This is a genomic window from Pseudomonas sp. GW821-FHT11D10 (assembly GCF_058808435.1).
Genome location: NZ_JBXARR010000005.1, coordinates 371,986 through 386,892 on the forward strand (window position 1 = coordinate 371,986; position 14,907 = coordinate 386,892).

The window sequence follows — 14,907 nt, forward strand, 5'->3', positions numbered from 1 at the left end:
TCGCCTTTTTTTATGAGGTCTATATGAAGTGTGAATACTCTGTGGTGGTCGTCGGCGCTTGTTTGGTGTTGCTGCCGGCAGGGGATGATACGGGGCATTACAGTGATCTGGTCAATTCGATATTGTTGGCGCAGTTGGCCGCGAGCAAAAAAGTCGAAAACTCGAAAAGTGCTGACTGGTATAACGCTTATATTGAGTTGATGGATGATTATTGGCTTCGATATGCCCGCGTGCGACAAGATTGGTCCGTCAATGAGCAGGATGTCGAACCCGTCGGCGAATGGGTCAGCAGTGCAATCGCTAAGGGAGATCTGGAAAATGCCGATTCTGCGGTATTAACTTTGCAGCAATTGGCACTGTTGTCCGGTGCCGGGCCTGCAATGGCGCTACTGAGGGCTCACGTGCAGACGACAGCGTCCGCGGCCGATGACGCACCTGCTCCTGCCGAGGTGGTTCGATTGCTTGTGGTTGTTGCTTCTACGCCAACGCGTATTTCCAGCGTCTATATTGAACTCAAGACTCATGTGCGTATCGATCTCAATCCACTAGCCCAGCGTTTCGAGGCAAAGGAAATACAGGGAACAGTCTGTTTGCGTTACGCCAAGGCCAGTTTGTCGGAAACTCTCTACGGACCTGTGCGTGATGCGATCGCCTTAAAAGTCAGGGATAAGCATGAGGCTCATGTTTTGAAGATGACGCTGTCGGATAGCGAGGAAAATGCTTGATCGGCAACACCGTTCAGAACGTTGAGGCTGTGCGGTTCTGCTGATCACGCTGAGCCACCCAATGTTCGATCAGCTCACGCAGTTGCGACAGTTCCACCGGTTTGGCCATGTGCCCGTCCATCCCGGCCTGGCGCGCGCGTTCCTTGTGTTCGGCAAGGATGTGCGCGGTCAGCGCCACGATCGGCGTGCGGATGCGCTGATTGCCGACTTCCCACGCCCGCAGTTGCTGGGTGGCAGAGAAGCCGTCGAGGATCGGCATTTCGCAGTCCATCAGCACCAGGTCGTAGCGCTGGGCTTTCATCGCCTGCAAGGCTTCTTCGCCATTGCTGGCGGTGTCCGGCTGCAGGTTGAGTTTGCCGAGCATGCCCCGGATCACCTTGGTCGAAATGGTGTTGTCTTCGGCCACCAGAATGCGGAAGTCGCTCGGCACCTTGACCGGTGCGGCGGGGCTCGCGACCTGTGGCTGGAACACCACCTGGCCACGGTTGCGCTGGTTCAGTTCGTCGGCGAGCGTGGTCTTGAGGGTGTAGCCGGCCACCGGTTTGGCCAGGATGCGCTTGATCCCCGAGTTGCGCGCGATGATCTTGCTCGGCGCATTGCTGATGCCGGTGAGCATGATCAGCAGGATGTCGTGGTTCAGGCTCGGGTCTTCCTTGATCTTGGCCGCCAGTTGCATGCCGGTCATGCCGGGCATGTTCTGGTCCAGCAGGACCACGTCGAAGTAATCACGCAAATGCGCCTTGGTGCGCAGCAGGGCCAGCGCTTCCTTGCCCGACGGCACGGCGCTGACGTTCAGGCCCCAGGCGCTGCATTGCTGCACCAGCACCTTGCGGCAGGTGTCGTTGTCGTCGACTACCAGCACGCGTGCGCCTTGCAGCGGGCTGTCGAGGTCCGAGGTCGGATGCTCCAGGCGATCAGGGTCCAGCGGCAGGGTCAGCCACAGCGTGCTGCCCTGGCTGGCGCCGCTCTTGATGCCGAACTCGCCCTGCATCAAACGGATCAACTGACGGGCGATCACCAGCCCGAGGTTGCCGCCCAGACGGTTGGCCGACAGGAAGTGCTTGCTGTGCAATTCGGCGTGCATCAGCGCGTCGCGCTCTTCCTGATCCATCGGCTGGCCGCTGTCCTGCACGGCAATGCGCAGGCGGGGCCCGGTGCTGCGTTCGTCGAGGGCGACCACCACCAGCACTTCGCCTTCTTCGGTTTTCTTCAGGGCGTTTTCCAGCAGGCTCAGCAGTGTCTGGCGCAGGCGTGTCGGGTCGCCGCTGATGACCCGTGGCACTTGCGGCTGGATGAAACTGATCAGTTCGACGTTCTGCTGTTCGGCCTTGGCGCGGTAGATGCTCAGGCAATCGTCGATCAGCGCGTTGAGGTCGAACTGCACGTCGTCCAGTTCGATCTGCCCGGACTCGAGCCGCGAGATGTCGAGGATCTCGTTGATCAGGGTCAGCAGTTCGTTGCCGGCGCTGTGGATGGTCTGCACGTAATCGCGCTGCTTGACCGACAGCGGCGTGCCGAGCAGCAGTTCAGTCATGCCCAGTACGCCGTTCATCGGCGTGCGGATTTCGTGGCTGATCTTGGCCAGGAACTCGGCCTTGGCATTGATCTCGGCGTTGCTCGCCGCAAGGTCACGGCTGATGCTGAAACGGCTTTCGGTGATGCTGCGCTGACGCTCGCCGAGGGCGATGCTCATCAGCAGGCCACTGATGCAGATGAAACCCATCAGGGTCATGATCAGACCTTGCGGCGCCACCAGGGTCAGCCCCAGCAAGGCCGGGAGGATGATCAGCGTGCCGATGTTGAACACCACCATCGCGGCGACGAACAAGCGGGCAGGGCGGTAGCCTTTCTGCCAGTGATAGAACGCCACCAGCAACATGCTCAGTCCGGCCAAAGCCACCAGCGCGTAGGTGATGATGTTCAGCGGCAGGGTGTTGACGAACAACAGCAGCAGGCTGCAGATCACGATGAACAGGATGTCGCCGATCAGCAGCTTGTTCAGCGGATGCGGGCCGAGCGGGGCGAAGAAGCGGTAGGCGAACATCAGGCCAGCCGGAGCGGTCAGCAGCAGGGCCAGATAGGCGCCGGGGGTCTGGATCGCATGCCAATTCGGCAGCCACGGACCGGCGAGGTTGAGCAACAGCAACAGGCTCAGGCTCAACAGGCCTTCACACACCGCGAGCCACAGGCTGCTGCGCGAGCGGGTGTAGGCGTAACGGATCAGGTTATGCAGGATCAGCATCGCCAGACAGCCGAACAGCAGGCCGTAGATCAGCGTCTGGTTGTGATTGGCCGCGGCCATCACCGCCGATTGCAGAGTGATGTACGGGCGCAACTGGTGATCGGAAACCAGTCGCAGGTAGACGTCGAGGGGTTTTTCGCTTTGCGGCAACGGCAGCATGAAGTCGCTGCTCGGCAGCGGTCGTTCCACCTGGGGCTGGGTGGTGCCGGTGTCGCGTTGCTCGATCAGGCGATCGCCGTCGAGGACATACAGATTGAGGTGCGACAGGTCGGGGGCGAAGATCCGCAGCACTTGTTCGTGCTTGCCGGGCGCCAGCCTGAAGCGCAGCCACAGGGCGCCATCGGGTTCGGCCGCGGTGAGGCGGTCAAGCTCGATAGGGCTGAATTGATTGGTGTAGCGGGCGGAGCGGATGTCGCTCAGCTGGAGGTTGCCCTGATCGTCAAGCAATACCGACCAGCCACTGCCTTGCGCGGCCTGGGCCGGGAGCATGCAGAGCAAGGTCAACAGCGTGACGGTGAAGCCTATGGCAATCCTGAGCCAGCGCACGGCGAAATCCCTTCGTAGGTTGATGCCAGAATATAACGATGCGCAGCGTCGGAACAGTCCGGCAAGGGCGATGAGCCCCTGCCGGAAACACAGCGTAGCTTATTACTGAGACTCACCGCGTTCACGGGCAATGGCGCGGTAGCCAATGTCGGTGCGGTAGAAGCAGCCTTCCCAGTCGATGGCCTTGGCCAGTTTGTAGGCCTGCTCCTGGGCGGCGCCAACGCTGGCGCCCATGGCAGTGGCGCACAGCACCCGACCACCGGCCGTCACGACGTTGCCGTCCTTGAGCGCAGTACCGGCGTGGAAAACCTTGCCTTCCAGTGCGGCGGCTGCGTCCAGACCGTTGATCGGCGCGCCCTTGGCGTAGTCGCCAGGATAACCGCCGGCGGCCAGCACGATGCCGACGCTCGGACGTGGATCCCACTGCGCTTCAACCTTGTCCAGCGCCTGAGCCAGTGCGGCTTCGACCAGCAGCACCAGGCTCGACTGCAGACGCAGCATCACCGGTTGGGTTTCCGGATCGCCGAAACGGCAGTTGAACTCGATGACCTTCGGATTACCGGCCTTGTCGATCATCAGACCGGCGTACAGGAAACCGGTGTAGACGTTGCCTTCGTCGGCCATGCCGCGCACGGTCGGCCAGATCACCTGGTCCATCACGCGCTGGTGCACGTCAGCGGTGACAACCGGAGCCGGGGAGTAGGCACCCATGCCGCCGGTGTTCGGGCCGCTGTCGCCGTCGCCGACGCGTTTGTGGTCCTGGCTGGTGGCCATCGGCAGAACGTTCTTGCCGTCGACCATGACGATGAAGCTGGCTTCTTCGCCGTCGAGGAATTCTTCGATGACAACGCGCGAACCGGCGTCGCCAAAGGAATTGCCGGCGAGCATGTCGCGCACGGCGTCTTCGGCTTCGGCCAGGGTCATGGCGACGATCACGCCTTTACCGGCGGCCAGGCCGTCGGCCTTGATCACGATCGGTGCGCCTTTTTCACGCAGGTAAGCCAGGGCCGGCTCGATTTCGGTGAAGTTCTGGTAGTCGGCCGTCGGGATCTTGTGGCGCGCCAGGAAATCCTTGGTGAAGGCTTTCGAGCCTTCCAGCTGCGCGGCGCCGGCGGTCGGACCGAAGCAGTCCAGGCCACGGGAGCGGAACAGGTCGACAACGCCGGCCACCAACGGTACTTCCGGACCGACGATGGTCAGGGAAACGTTTTTCTCGGCAAAGTCAGCGAGCTGCTCGAGGGCCAGCACGTCGATGGCGACGTTTTCGCACTTGGCTTCAATCGCAGTGCCGGCGTTGCCTGGCGCCACGAAAACTTTCTGCACACGCGGATCCTGAGCCACTTTCCAGGCCAGTGCGTGTTCGCGGCCACCGCTGCCAATGATCAAAACATTCATTTCAAAAACCTCGGATGACGCTAATTCTGTTTTAGAACCTGAAGCGCTTCACGCTCCAGGAGGTCGCAATGAAGTCGGTAGATGCAAGGCGGAGACGACCTCGGTGAGCGGAGTTGCCTTTTGGCAATGAGCATCATCGAGGTCGGCTCCAACGCAGCAGATGCCGGCTTCAGTGCGGCCGTTGTCTGATTAGTGACGGAAATGACGCATTCCGGTGAACACCATCGCGATGCCGGCTTCGTCGGCAGCAGCAATCACTTCAGCATCACGCATCGAACCACCTGGCTGGATCACCGCCGTGATACCGACCTTGGCCGCATTGTCCAGACCGTCGCGGAACGGGAAGAACGCGTCCGACGCCATCACCGAACCAGCCACTTGCAGACCGGCGTGCTCAGCCTTGATCGCCGCGATACGCGCGGAGTTCACGCGGCTCATCTGGCCGGCGCCGACACCGATGGTCTGACGGTTCTTGGCGTAGACGATGGCGTTGGATTTGACGAACTTGGCCACTTTCCAGGCGAAGATCAGGTCGTGGACTTCCTGTTCGGTCGGGGCGCGCTTGGTCACCACTTTCAGGTCGTCGGCGTCGATCATGCCGATGTCGCGGCTCTGTACCAGCAGACCGCCGTTGACGCGCTTGTAGTCCCAGGCCGGAACGCGATCGGCCGACCACTCGCCGCAGGCCAGCAGGCGTACGTTGGCCTTGGCAGCAACGATGGCGCGGGCTTCTTCGCTGACGCTTGGGGCGATGATCACTTCAACGAACTGACGCTCGACGATCGCCTTGGCGGTCTCGGCATCCAGTTCACGGTTGAAGGCGATGATGCCGCCGAACGCCGATTCGGTGTCAGTGGCGTAGGCCAGTTCGTAGGCCTGACGGATGCCACCTTCGGCGTCCGGGCTCACGGCCACGCCGCACGGGTTGGCGTGCTTGACGATCACGCAGGCCGGTTTGACGAAGCTCTTCACGCATTCCAGCGCGGCGTCGGTGTCGGCCACGTTGTTGTACGACAGTTCCTTGCCTTGCAGCTGGGTGGCGGTGGCGATGCCGACTTCGGCAGGCTTGGCCTCAACGTAGAACGCCGCGCTCTGGTGCGGGTTCTCGCCGTAGCGCATTTCCTGGGCCTTGATGAACTGGCTGTTGAAGGTGCGCGGGAATTCGCTGCGACCTTCAGTGCTGAGGGTATCAGCGGCCTGGTTCACGGTGCCCATGTAGTTGGCGATCATGCCGTCGTAGGCTGCGGTGTGTTCGAACGCCTTGAGCATCAGGTCGAAACGCTGAGCGTAGGTCAGGCCGCCGGCCTTGAGGTTTTCCAGGACGTTGGCGTAATCGCTGGCATTCACCACGATGGCCACGTCTTTGTGGTTTTTCGCCGCCGAACGGACCATGGTCGGGCCGCCGATGTCGATGTTCTCGATGGCGGTCGGCAAGTCGCAGCCTGGTTTGCTGATGGTGGCTTCGAACGGGTACAGGTTGACCGCCACCAGATCGATCGGCTTGATGCCGTGCTCGTTCATGATGGCGTCGTCGATACCGCGACGACCGAGGATCCCGCCGTGGATTTTCGGGTGCAGGGTTTTCACCCGACCGTCCATCATCTCTGCGAAACCGGTGTAATCCGCGACTTCCACTGCGGCCACGCCGTTGTCCTGCAGCAGCTTGAAGGTCCCGCCGGTGGAAAGGATTTCCACGCCCAGGGCTTCCAGCTCCCTGGCGAATTCGAGGATCCCGGTCTTGTCGGAAACACTGATCAAGGCGCGGCGGATCGGCAGGCGGGTAGTCTGGTCGGTCATCTCAATTTCCATCAAAAGCAAGGGAAGTCAGCAAAAAAGGCGACCGGTTTTACGCGGGCGCCTTTCTGGTTTGATTGAATGCTTACAGCAGATCGTACTGCTTGAGTTTCTTGCGCAGCGTGCCGCGGTTCAGTCCGAGCAGCTCGCTGGCCTTGGTCTGGTTGCCCTTGACGTAGTTCATCACGCTTTCGAGCAGGGGAGCCTCGACTTCGGAGAGCACCAGGTTGTACACGTCCGTGACGGACGCGCCCTCAAGGTGGGCGAAATAATTGTGCAGCGCCTTCTCGACACTCCCGCGAAGGGTCTGGCCTTCTTCGCTCGGGGTATTGAGGTGCTGTTTCAAATTCACGTTGTCGCTCACGGGTGTTGTTCCACTCACTAAAGTCTCGGTCATCATCGTCATGCGGCCACCCCTTCTCCGTCCCCTGTCAGGCTCTTGTAACGTTCGGCGAAGAACTCCCGAACGTTGGCGCATTGTGTTTCCGTACCATCCAAACGATTGAAGTGGGCGCGAAATTCCCTGGCGCCCGGCAAGGTTGCGAGATACCAGCCCACATGCTTGCGGGCAATTCGCACACCCATCACGTCCCCATAGAAGGCGTGAAGGGCGGCCAGATGCTCAAGCAGAATGCGTTCCACCTCGATCAGTTCCGGCGCCGGCAGTTTTTCGCCGGTACGCAGGAAGTGTTCGATCTCGCGAAAAATCCATGGCCGCCCCTGGGCAGCCCGGCCGATCAACAGGCCATCGGCACCGGTCGCGTCGAGCACGTAGCGGGCCTTTTCCGGCGATACGATGTCGCCGTTGGCAAAGACCGGAATCGACACCGCCTGCTTGATCGCGGCAATGGTGTCGTACTCGGCTTCGCCGGTGTACAGGTCGGCGCGGGTGCGGCCATGCACCGCCAGCGCCGTGATCCCGGCCTGCTCGGCGATCTTCGCCACGGTCAGGCCGTTCTTGTTGTCGCGATCCCATCCGGTGCGGATCTTCAGGGTCACCGGCACATCAACTGCCGCCACGACGGCGTGCAGGATCTCGGTAACCAGTGCCTCATCCTTCAACAACGCGGAGCCGGCGGCCTTGTTGCAGACCTTCTTCGCCGGGCAACCCATGTTGATATCAATAATCTGTGCGCCCAGTTCGACGTTGGCCCGGGCCGCATCCGCCAGCATCTGCGCATCGCCACCGGCGATCTGCACCGAGCGTGGCTCGGGATCGCCTTCGTGGATCATGCGCATGCGCGACTTGCGGGTGTTCCACAGGCTCATGTCACTGGTGACCATTTCCGAAACTACAAGCCCTGCGCCCAAACGCTTGCACAACTGACGAAAGGGCTGGTCGGTGACACCCGCCATCGGGGCGAGGATCAAGCCGTTCTGCAATGTATATGGGCCGATGCGTACCGCCGACATAGGACTTCCCTGAAGTGGGGCCGGATCATGAGAGTTCGAAAAAGGGTTGGCATGATACCCGCTCTCGATGACTGGATAAAGGCTGAATTGAACAAAATCTGAACAGTTATTCTGTTATTACCGCCGGTTTGGTCGTGCGCTGCGCAGTCAGAAAACTGCCGTCAATCCGGGAGCGGTGAAGCGTTTCACTCGGGCGAGTGGAAACTCAGGCTGTAGTTCACGGCTTTCGGGCCTGGATCGAGGATGTCCAGGGCGATGTGGATCGGCGTCTGCGGCGGCATTTCCGCCATGCCTTCGAGGTCGCCGTTGAGGTATTCGCCGGGTTTGAAACGACGACTGGCGATCAGGTGACCGTTGAGGTCGGCGAAGCGCAGCTCCAGCAGCGGAAACGGCTGTGAGAACGGCGCGCGGTTATAGATGATTGCGTCCACCACCAGTGCACCGCTGAATTCCGGGTGGCTGCGCACCACCAGGTTGCTGCTCTTGATCTTGGCGATATCCACTTTGGACGGCACCGTGCAGCCGACTTGCGGGCACAGTTGCTGGAACCATGGCCGGTATTGATCCTGGCGCGCCAGTTCATCGAAGTGATAGGCGATGTATTGTCCGCCCAGGCCGGCGGCGGCCAGCACGATCAGCAACAGCCAGAGCAGGCGACGGCCCCAGGGTGAGCGGCGTTTCTGCCAGTCCAGTTGCAGCGGATCGTCGGTCAAGTCCTGCAACGCTTCGGCGCGAACACTGGATTCAACGCGTTCGCGTTTTTTGCGTGCAGGTTCGATCAATGGCAATTCGTCGTCGACGTCGTCGCTGGCCGACAGGCGTTCGCGACGGGCATTCGGGTCGATCGGGTCGTGCAGGCGCAGTTGCGGAATCGGCGGTTCGTCGTCGAGATCCACCGGCTCCAGCGACAGCGAAGGCTCGGTGCGCTCCGATCGAATCGGCTCGGGCTCGATGGCTTCGGGTTCTTCTTCGACTTCGGGTGCGCGTTCATCCGCCGGTTCGCTGAACAGGCTGTCCGGCCACGTCGTGTCTTCCGGTTCGTGGCAGTCGCGGCGAGCGCTCAGGGCGTCTTCGCGCGGGCGGCCGAACTCGGTGGTCGGCTGGATTTCCCGTTGTTCGAGGCGGGCCAGTTCTTCGTCCAGATCCAGGCTGTCCAGATCCAGCTCGGCGGCGCTCCATTGCTTCTGGCTGATGGCGCGCGGCTCGGGCGTTTCGACGATGGCCGGTGGCTCGACAGGCGCAGTCTCGCTGATCGGCGGCTCGCTGATTAACGGCGCCGCCGGCGTGACCGCTTCCTTGCCTGCGTGTTGCTCCAGCAATTGCTTGGCGGCATTGAACACTTGCAGGCAGGAGCCGCAACGAACCACTCCGCGGGCCACACTCAACTGAGCGTGGCTGACGCGGAAACTGGTTTGGCAATGCGGGCATTGGGTGACGAAGCTGTCGGTCATGCGGCGATCCGGATTGAGCAGGCGGTCATTCTAGCGCCGACGGCCGGTGATGCGCACCCAGCCATCACGATTGGCGATCGGGTCGAGATCGAAGTCCTGCGCGTAGGCGGCGGCGACTTCGTCACCTTGTTCGGCGAGGATCCCGGACAGCGCCAGACGCCCGCCGGACTTGACCAGGCCGGACAGTTGCGGCGCCAGGGAAACCAGCGGGCCGGCCAGAATGTTGGCCACCAGTACGTCGGCTTTGACCTGCGGCAGGTCTTCCGGCAGGTACAGCGGGAACAGTTCGTCAGCGATGTTGTTGCGCCCGGCGTTGTCGCGGGAGGCTTCGAGTGCCTGCACGTCGATGTCGGTGCCCACGGCTTCTTTCGCGCCGAGCAGCAGGGCGGCAATCGCCAGAATCCCCGAGCCGCAGCCAAAATCCAGCACGTTGCAGTCTTTCAGGTCCTGGCCGTCCAGCCATTCCAGGCACAGGGCGGTGGTCGGGTGGGTGCCGGTACCGAACGCCAGGCCAGGGTCCAGCAGCAGGTTGACTGCGTCCGGCTCCGGTGCGGCGTGCCAGCTCGGCACGATCCACAGGCGCTGACCGAAACGCATTGGCTGGAAACCGTCCATCCAGCTGCGTTCCCAGTCCTGGTCTTCGATCACTTCGCTGTGGTGCTCGGGCAGCGGGCTGCCGGTCAGCAGTTCCAGATGGGCCAGTACCGGGGCGGCTTCGGTGCCGCCCTCGAACAGGGCCAGCAGGTGGGTGTGCGCCCACAGCGGGGTGGTATTGAGTTCCGGTTCGAAGATCGGCTGATCTTCGGCGTCCATGAAGGTCACCGAAACGGCGCCCACTTCAAGGAAAGCGTCTTCGTAGGTTTCGGCTTGTTCTGGGCTGATGGCGAGACGGACTTGCAGCCAAGGCATGGCGGGCACCTGTGAAAAAGATTGATTGCAGCCTAGCGGCCAGCGAGAAGCGCGCAAGTTTACGCGAGCGCGACGGTTTTGTGGGAGCGGGGAATGTGTGAGCAGATGAAACCTGCAGAAACAACAAAGCCGCCCGAAGGCGGCCTTGTCAGGTGCGGGCTGAAGCTTAGTGCTTCTCGCCAGCCAGCTTGTGCTCGAGGTAGTGAATGTTCACGCCCCCTTTGCAGAAGCCTTCGTCACGGGTCAGATCACGGTGCAGCGGGATGTTGGTCTTGATCCCGTCGACCACGATTTCGTCCAGGGCATTGCGCATGCGGGCCATGGCTTCGTCGCGGGTCGCGCCGTAAGTGATCAGCTTGCCGATCAGCGAGTCGTAGTTCGGCGGAACGGCATAACCGCTGTACAGGTGCGAATCGACGCGAACGCCGTTGCCGCCTGGAGCGTGGAAATGCTTGACCGTACCCGGGCTCGGCATGAAGGTTTTCGGGTCTTCGGCGTTGATCCGGCATTCCAGCGAGTGACCGCGGATGACCACATCATCCTGGGTATACGACAGCTTGTTGCCAGCGGCGATGCTGAGCATCTCCTTGACGATGTCGATACCGGTGACCATTTCCGAAACCGGGTGCTCCACCTGAACACGGGTGTTCATTTCGATGAAGTAGAAACGACCGTTCTCGTACAGGAACTCGAAGGTGCCGGCGCCACGGTAGCCGATGTCGATGCACGCCTTGACGCAGCGAGCCAGGACTTCCTTGCGCGCGTTCTCGTCGATGCCCGGTGCCGGCGCTTCTTCGAGAACCTTCTGGTGACGGCGTTGCAGCGAGCAGTCGCGGTCGCCCAGATGGATGGCGTTGCCCTGGCCGTCGGACAGAACCTGCACTTCGACGTGACGCGGGTTGGTCAGGAATTTTTCCAGATAGACCATCGGGTTGCCGAACGCCGCGCCAGCTTCGGAGCGGGTCAGTTTCGCCGAGGCGATCAGGTCTTCTTCCTTGTGCACCACACGCATGCCGCGACCACCACCGCCACCGGCGGCCTTGATGATCACCGGGTAGCCGACTTCACGACCGATGCGCAGTGCCGTTTCCTCGTCTTCCGGCAGCGGGCCGTCGGAACCTGGAACGGTTGGCACGCCCGCTTCGATCATCGCGTGCTTGGCCGATACCTTGTCGCCCATCAGGCGAATGGTTTCGGCTTTCGGGCCGATGAAGGCGAAGCCGGAGTTCTCGACCTGCTCGGCAAAGTCGGCGTTTTCCGCGAGGAAACCGTAGCCTGGATGAATGGCGGTAGCGCCAGTCACTTCAGCGGCCGCAATGATTGCCGGGATGTGCAGGTAGGAGTGCGCGGCAGAAGCCGGGCCGATGCAGACGGATTCGTCTGCCAGACCCAGGTGCATCAGCTCTTTGTCGGCCTTGGAGTAAACGGCGACGGTCTTGATGCCCATCTCTTTGCAGGCACGCAGAATCCGCAGGGCGATCTCACCGCGGTTAGCGATCAGAACTTTTTCCAACTTCGCAGTCATCAAAGGCTCTCCGCAGTTCAAACGATGGTGAACAGCGGTTGGTCGTACTCAACCGGCTGGCCGTCTTCGACGAGGATGGACTCGATCACACCGCTGGTTTCAGCTTCGATGTGGTTCATCATCTTCATGGCTTCGACGATGCACAGGGTGTCGCCTTTCTTCACGGTCTGGCCGACTTCAACGAAGGACGGCGAGGTTGGCGAAGATTTGCGATAGAAGGTGCCGACCATCGGCGAACGGGCAACGGTGCCGTTCAGCGCTGGAGCAGCAGCGGCAGCTGGAGCTGCTGCAGCGGCAACTGGAGCGGCAGCGGCGGCAGGTGCAGCGGCCGGAGCCTGCATCGGAGCCGGAGCGTAGTATTGCTGCGCCGGGGTCTTGCTGTGACGGCTGATGCGTACGGACTCTTCGCCTTCCTTGATCTCGAGCTCGTCGATGCCGGACTCTTCCAGCAATTCGATCAGTTTCTTAACTTTACGGATATCCATGAATCATCAACTCCCAAGGGTCGGTCAGGGGCGTATAGCTTGTTGTTCAAGCTGCTCTAGTGCAGCCTCCAGGGCCAGTCGATAACCGCTGGCGCCAAGGCCGCAGATCACTCCTACCGCTACGTCGGAGAAGTAGGAGTGATGGCGGAAAGGTTCGCGTTTGTGCACGTTGGACAAATGCACTTCGATGAATGGGATGCTCACTCCCAGCAGCGCGTCACGTAATGCGACACTTGTGTGTGTAAATGCTGCCGGGTTGATCAGAATGAAGTCCACGCCCTCGCCGCGTGCGGCGTGGATGCGGTCGATCAATTCGTACTCGGCGTTGCTTTGCAGATACAGCAGATGATGGCCGGCTTCACGGGCGCGGCGTTCCAGATCCTGATTGATCTGCGCCAGGGTGGTCGACCCGTAGGTCCCGGGTTCCCGGGTGCCGAGCAGGTTCAGGTTGGGGCCGTGCAGCACCAGTAGCGTTGCCATCTGCGTGTTCCTTGTTATGGGTGAGCCTTCGTCAGAACCCGGCGACTATGCCGCAAAGACTTTGTGACTGTCCAGTTCTCTGCAATAGCCAGCACGATGTCCGATGTTTGCGCAAAATATGTGACTGACTGATTAAATCCGGTCATTCGCTTTGGCGACACGTTCGGCGAAGTCGCTGGCGTTGATCTCACCGATCACCCGCACATCGCGACGCTCCAGCCCGTCCTTGCCGAAGAACATCAGCGCCGGTGGGCCGAACAGGCTGTAGCGGTCGAGCAGGGTGCGCTGTTCGGCGTTGCTGGCGGTGATGTCGAAGCGGATCAGCCGATAGCCCTTGAGCCGATCCACGACTGTCGCGTCATTGAGCACTTCGTGTTCGATGACTTTGCAGCTGATGCACCAGTCGGCGTACCAGTCGAGCAGCAGCGGGGTGCCGGCGGTTTTCGCTTCGAGCAACACCCGGTCCAGTTCCGCCGGGGTGCTGACGGTCTGCCATGAACCGCTGTTTTGTGCGCTCGAGCCACTGTCGGCAAGGCGTGCCGGGGCTATCGGATTCAACGGGTCGGTCTGCCCGCTGAACGCGCCGTACCAGCAGGCCAGCGCATAAAACAGCAGGAACATCCCCAGCAACTGGCCGAGGCGTTTGCGCGGCGGTTTGTATACGAATTCCAGAGCGCCGAGGAACAGGCCGACGCCGCCGGCCAGCAGGCCGATCAGCAGCAGCGTGATCTGCCCCGGCAATACCCGGCTGAGCAGACCGATCGCCAGCCCGAGCAGCAACACGCCGATGCCATTCTTCACGTACATCATCCACGGCCCGCTTTTCGGCAGCCACGCCGCGCCGCCGGTGGCCACCAGCAGCAACGGTGCGCCCATGCCCAGGCCGAGCATGAACAGCTTCAGGCCGCCGCCCAGCGCGTCGCCACTGGCGCTTATATAAAGCAGAGCGCCGGCCAGCGGAGCGGAAACGCACGGCGATACCAGCAGACTCGACACCACACCCAACACCGCCGCGCCCCACAGCGATCCGCCTTCGGTGCGCCCGGCAATCCGGTCGAGGCGGCTGCTGATGAAGTGCGGCAGTTTCAGCTCGAACACGCCGAACATCGCCAGTGCGAATACGGCAAAGAACATCGCGAACGGCACCAGCACCCACGCCGATTGCAGCCGCGCCTGCAAATTCAGTTGCGCACCGAACAGCCCCATCAAGGCCCCGAGCAGCGCAAAGCACGCAGCCATCGGCAGCACATAAGCCAGCGACAGATTGAAGCCGCGCAAACCGCCGACCTGCCCGCGCAACACCACGCCGGACAGAATCGGCAGCATCGGCAATACACAAGGCGTGAAGGTCAGGCCCAGGCCCGCCAGGAAGAACAGCGCCAGATCTCGCCAGTCCCAACCCGTCACCGGAGCGGACGCGTCATTTGCTGCTGTATTGCCCTCAATGCTCAGGCGTTCGGTTTCCGGTGGATAGCACAAACCCTTGTCGGCACAGCCCTGATAGGTGACGGCCAGCGTGAACGCCCGGGAATCATTGCGCGGCAGTTCCACGTCGAGAATGCCGTGGTAGACCTCGACGTCGCCGAAATACTCGTCGTGTTTCTGTTCACCTTGGGGCATTTGTGCGGCGCCAAGTTTTACCTCGGCAGGCTCGGCACGAAACTGGAAACGATGGCGGTAGAGGTAATAGCCTTCGGTGGCGACGAAGCGCAGTTTGACCGATTGCGGCGTGCTCTCGACCAGGCTCAGTTGAAAGGCTTCGCGCACCGGCAGGAAATCGGCGCTGTTGTTGACCGAGCCCAGTGTGGCGCTGGGTTTGCTGTCGAACAGACCGGCGGCGCCGGCCGGAAGGGCGAAGACGAAAAACAGCAGGCAGAGCAGACGGCGCATGACAATCTCGCGAATCAAAGGTGCGGGAATGATAGCGGACTTGGCCCTGCGC

At 61.5% G+C, this 14,907-nt stretch carries 12 protein-coding genes; 1 reads left to right on the plus strand and 11 read right to left on the minus strand.

What is annotated here, in order from left to right; translation table 11 throughout:
* Positions 1-23: 23 nt before the first annotated feature.
* Positions 24-725: a hypothetical protein gene (locus AC1RT4_RS18100; RefSeq protein ID WP_493086719.1), complete on the plus strand. Its 702-nt coding sequence runs from the start codon at positions 24-26 to the stop codon at positions 723-725.
* Positions 726-738: 13 nt separating this feature from the next.
* Here AC1RT4_RS18100 and AC1RT4_RS18105 read toward each other — a convergent pair whose 3' ends face one another.
* From AC1RT4_RS18105 to AC1RT4_RS18155, 11 genes are all read right to left on the minus strand, one after another.
* A complete protein-coding gene (locus AC1RT4_RS18105; protein ID WP_493086721.1) occupies positions 739-3,513 on the minus strand; it encodes a hybrid sensor histidine kinase/response regulator in 2,775 nt (924 codons plus the stop codon).
* Positions 3,514-3,615: 102 nt separating this feature from the next.
* On the minus strand, positions 3,616-4,908 hold the full coding sequence (gene purD, locus AC1RT4_RS18110; protein WP_007951030.1) for a phosphoribosylamine--glycine ligase: 1,293 nt from the start codon (positions 4,906-4,908) through the stop codon (positions 3,616-3,618).
* A 189-nt stretch (positions 4,909-5,097) separates the two neighbouring features.
* Complete coding sequence (gene purH, locus AC1RT4_RS18115) at positions 5,098-6,705, minus strand: bifunctional phosphoribosylaminoimidazolecarboxamide formyltransferase/IMP cyclohydrolase (RefSeq protein ID WP_493086723.1); 1,608 nt, start codon at positions 6,703-6,705, stop codon at positions 5,098-5,100.
* Between the two features lie 82 nt (positions 6,706-6,787).
* Positions 6,788-7,108, minus strand: a complete 321-nt coding sequence (gene fis / locus AC1RT4_RS18120; RefSeq protein ID WP_002555375.1) for a DNA-binding transcriptional regulator Fis — start codon at positions 7,106-7,108, stop codon at positions 6,788-6,790.
* A complete protein-coding gene (dusB, locus tag AC1RT4_RS18125; RefSeq protein WP_007951027.1) occupies positions 7,105-8,115 on the minus strand; it encodes a tRNA dihydrouridine synthase DusB in 1,011 nt (336 codons plus the stop codon). The genes fis and dusB overlap by 4 nt, the downstream gene beginning before the upstream one ends.
* Before the next feature lie 185 nt (positions 8,116-8,300).
* Complete coding sequence (locus AC1RT4_RS18130; RefSeq protein ID WP_493086725.1) at positions 8,301-9,566, minus strand: DUF3426 domain-containing protein; 1,266 nt, start codon at positions 9,564-9,566, stop codon at positions 8,301-8,303.
* Positions 9,567-9,596: 30 nt separating this feature from the next.
* On the minus strand, positions 9,597-10,475 hold the full coding sequence (prmA, locus tag AC1RT4_RS18135) for a 50S ribosomal protein L11 methyltransferase (protein ID WP_007951025.1): 879 nt from the start codon (positions 10,473-10,475) through the stop codon (positions 9,597-9,599).
* A gap of 166 nt (positions 10,476-10,641) precedes the next feature.
* The gene (gene accC, locus AC1RT4_RS18140) at positions 10,642-12,000 is read right to left on the minus strand and encodes an acetyl-CoA carboxylase biotin carboxylase subunit (protein ID WP_011332264.1); all 1,359 of its coding nucleotides are present in this window, start codon (positions 11,998-12,000) and stop codon (positions 10,642-10,644) included.
* Between the two features lie 17 nt (positions 12,001-12,017).
* Positions 12,018-12,485, minus strand: coding sequence for an acetyl-CoA carboxylase biotin carboxyl carrier protein (accB, locus tag AC1RT4_RS18145; RefSeq protein ID WP_007951023.1), 468 nt, complete (start codon positions 12,483-12,485; stop codon positions 12,018-12,020).
* Between the two features lie 24 nt (positions 12,486-12,509).
* Complete coding sequence (aroQ, locus tag AC1RT4_RS18150; RefSeq protein WP_007951022.1) at positions 12,510-12,965, minus strand: type II 3-dehydroquinate dehydratase; 456 nt, start codon at positions 12,963-12,965, stop codon at positions 12,510-12,512.
* A 132-nt stretch (positions 12,966-13,097) separates the two neighbouring features.
* A complete protein-coding gene (locus AC1RT4_RS18155; RefSeq protein WP_493086729.1) occupies positions 13,098-14,855 on the minus strand; it encodes a protein-disulfide reductase DsbD in 1,758 nt (585 codons plus the stop codon).
* Between the last annotated feature and the right edge of the window lie 52 nt (positions 14,856-14,907).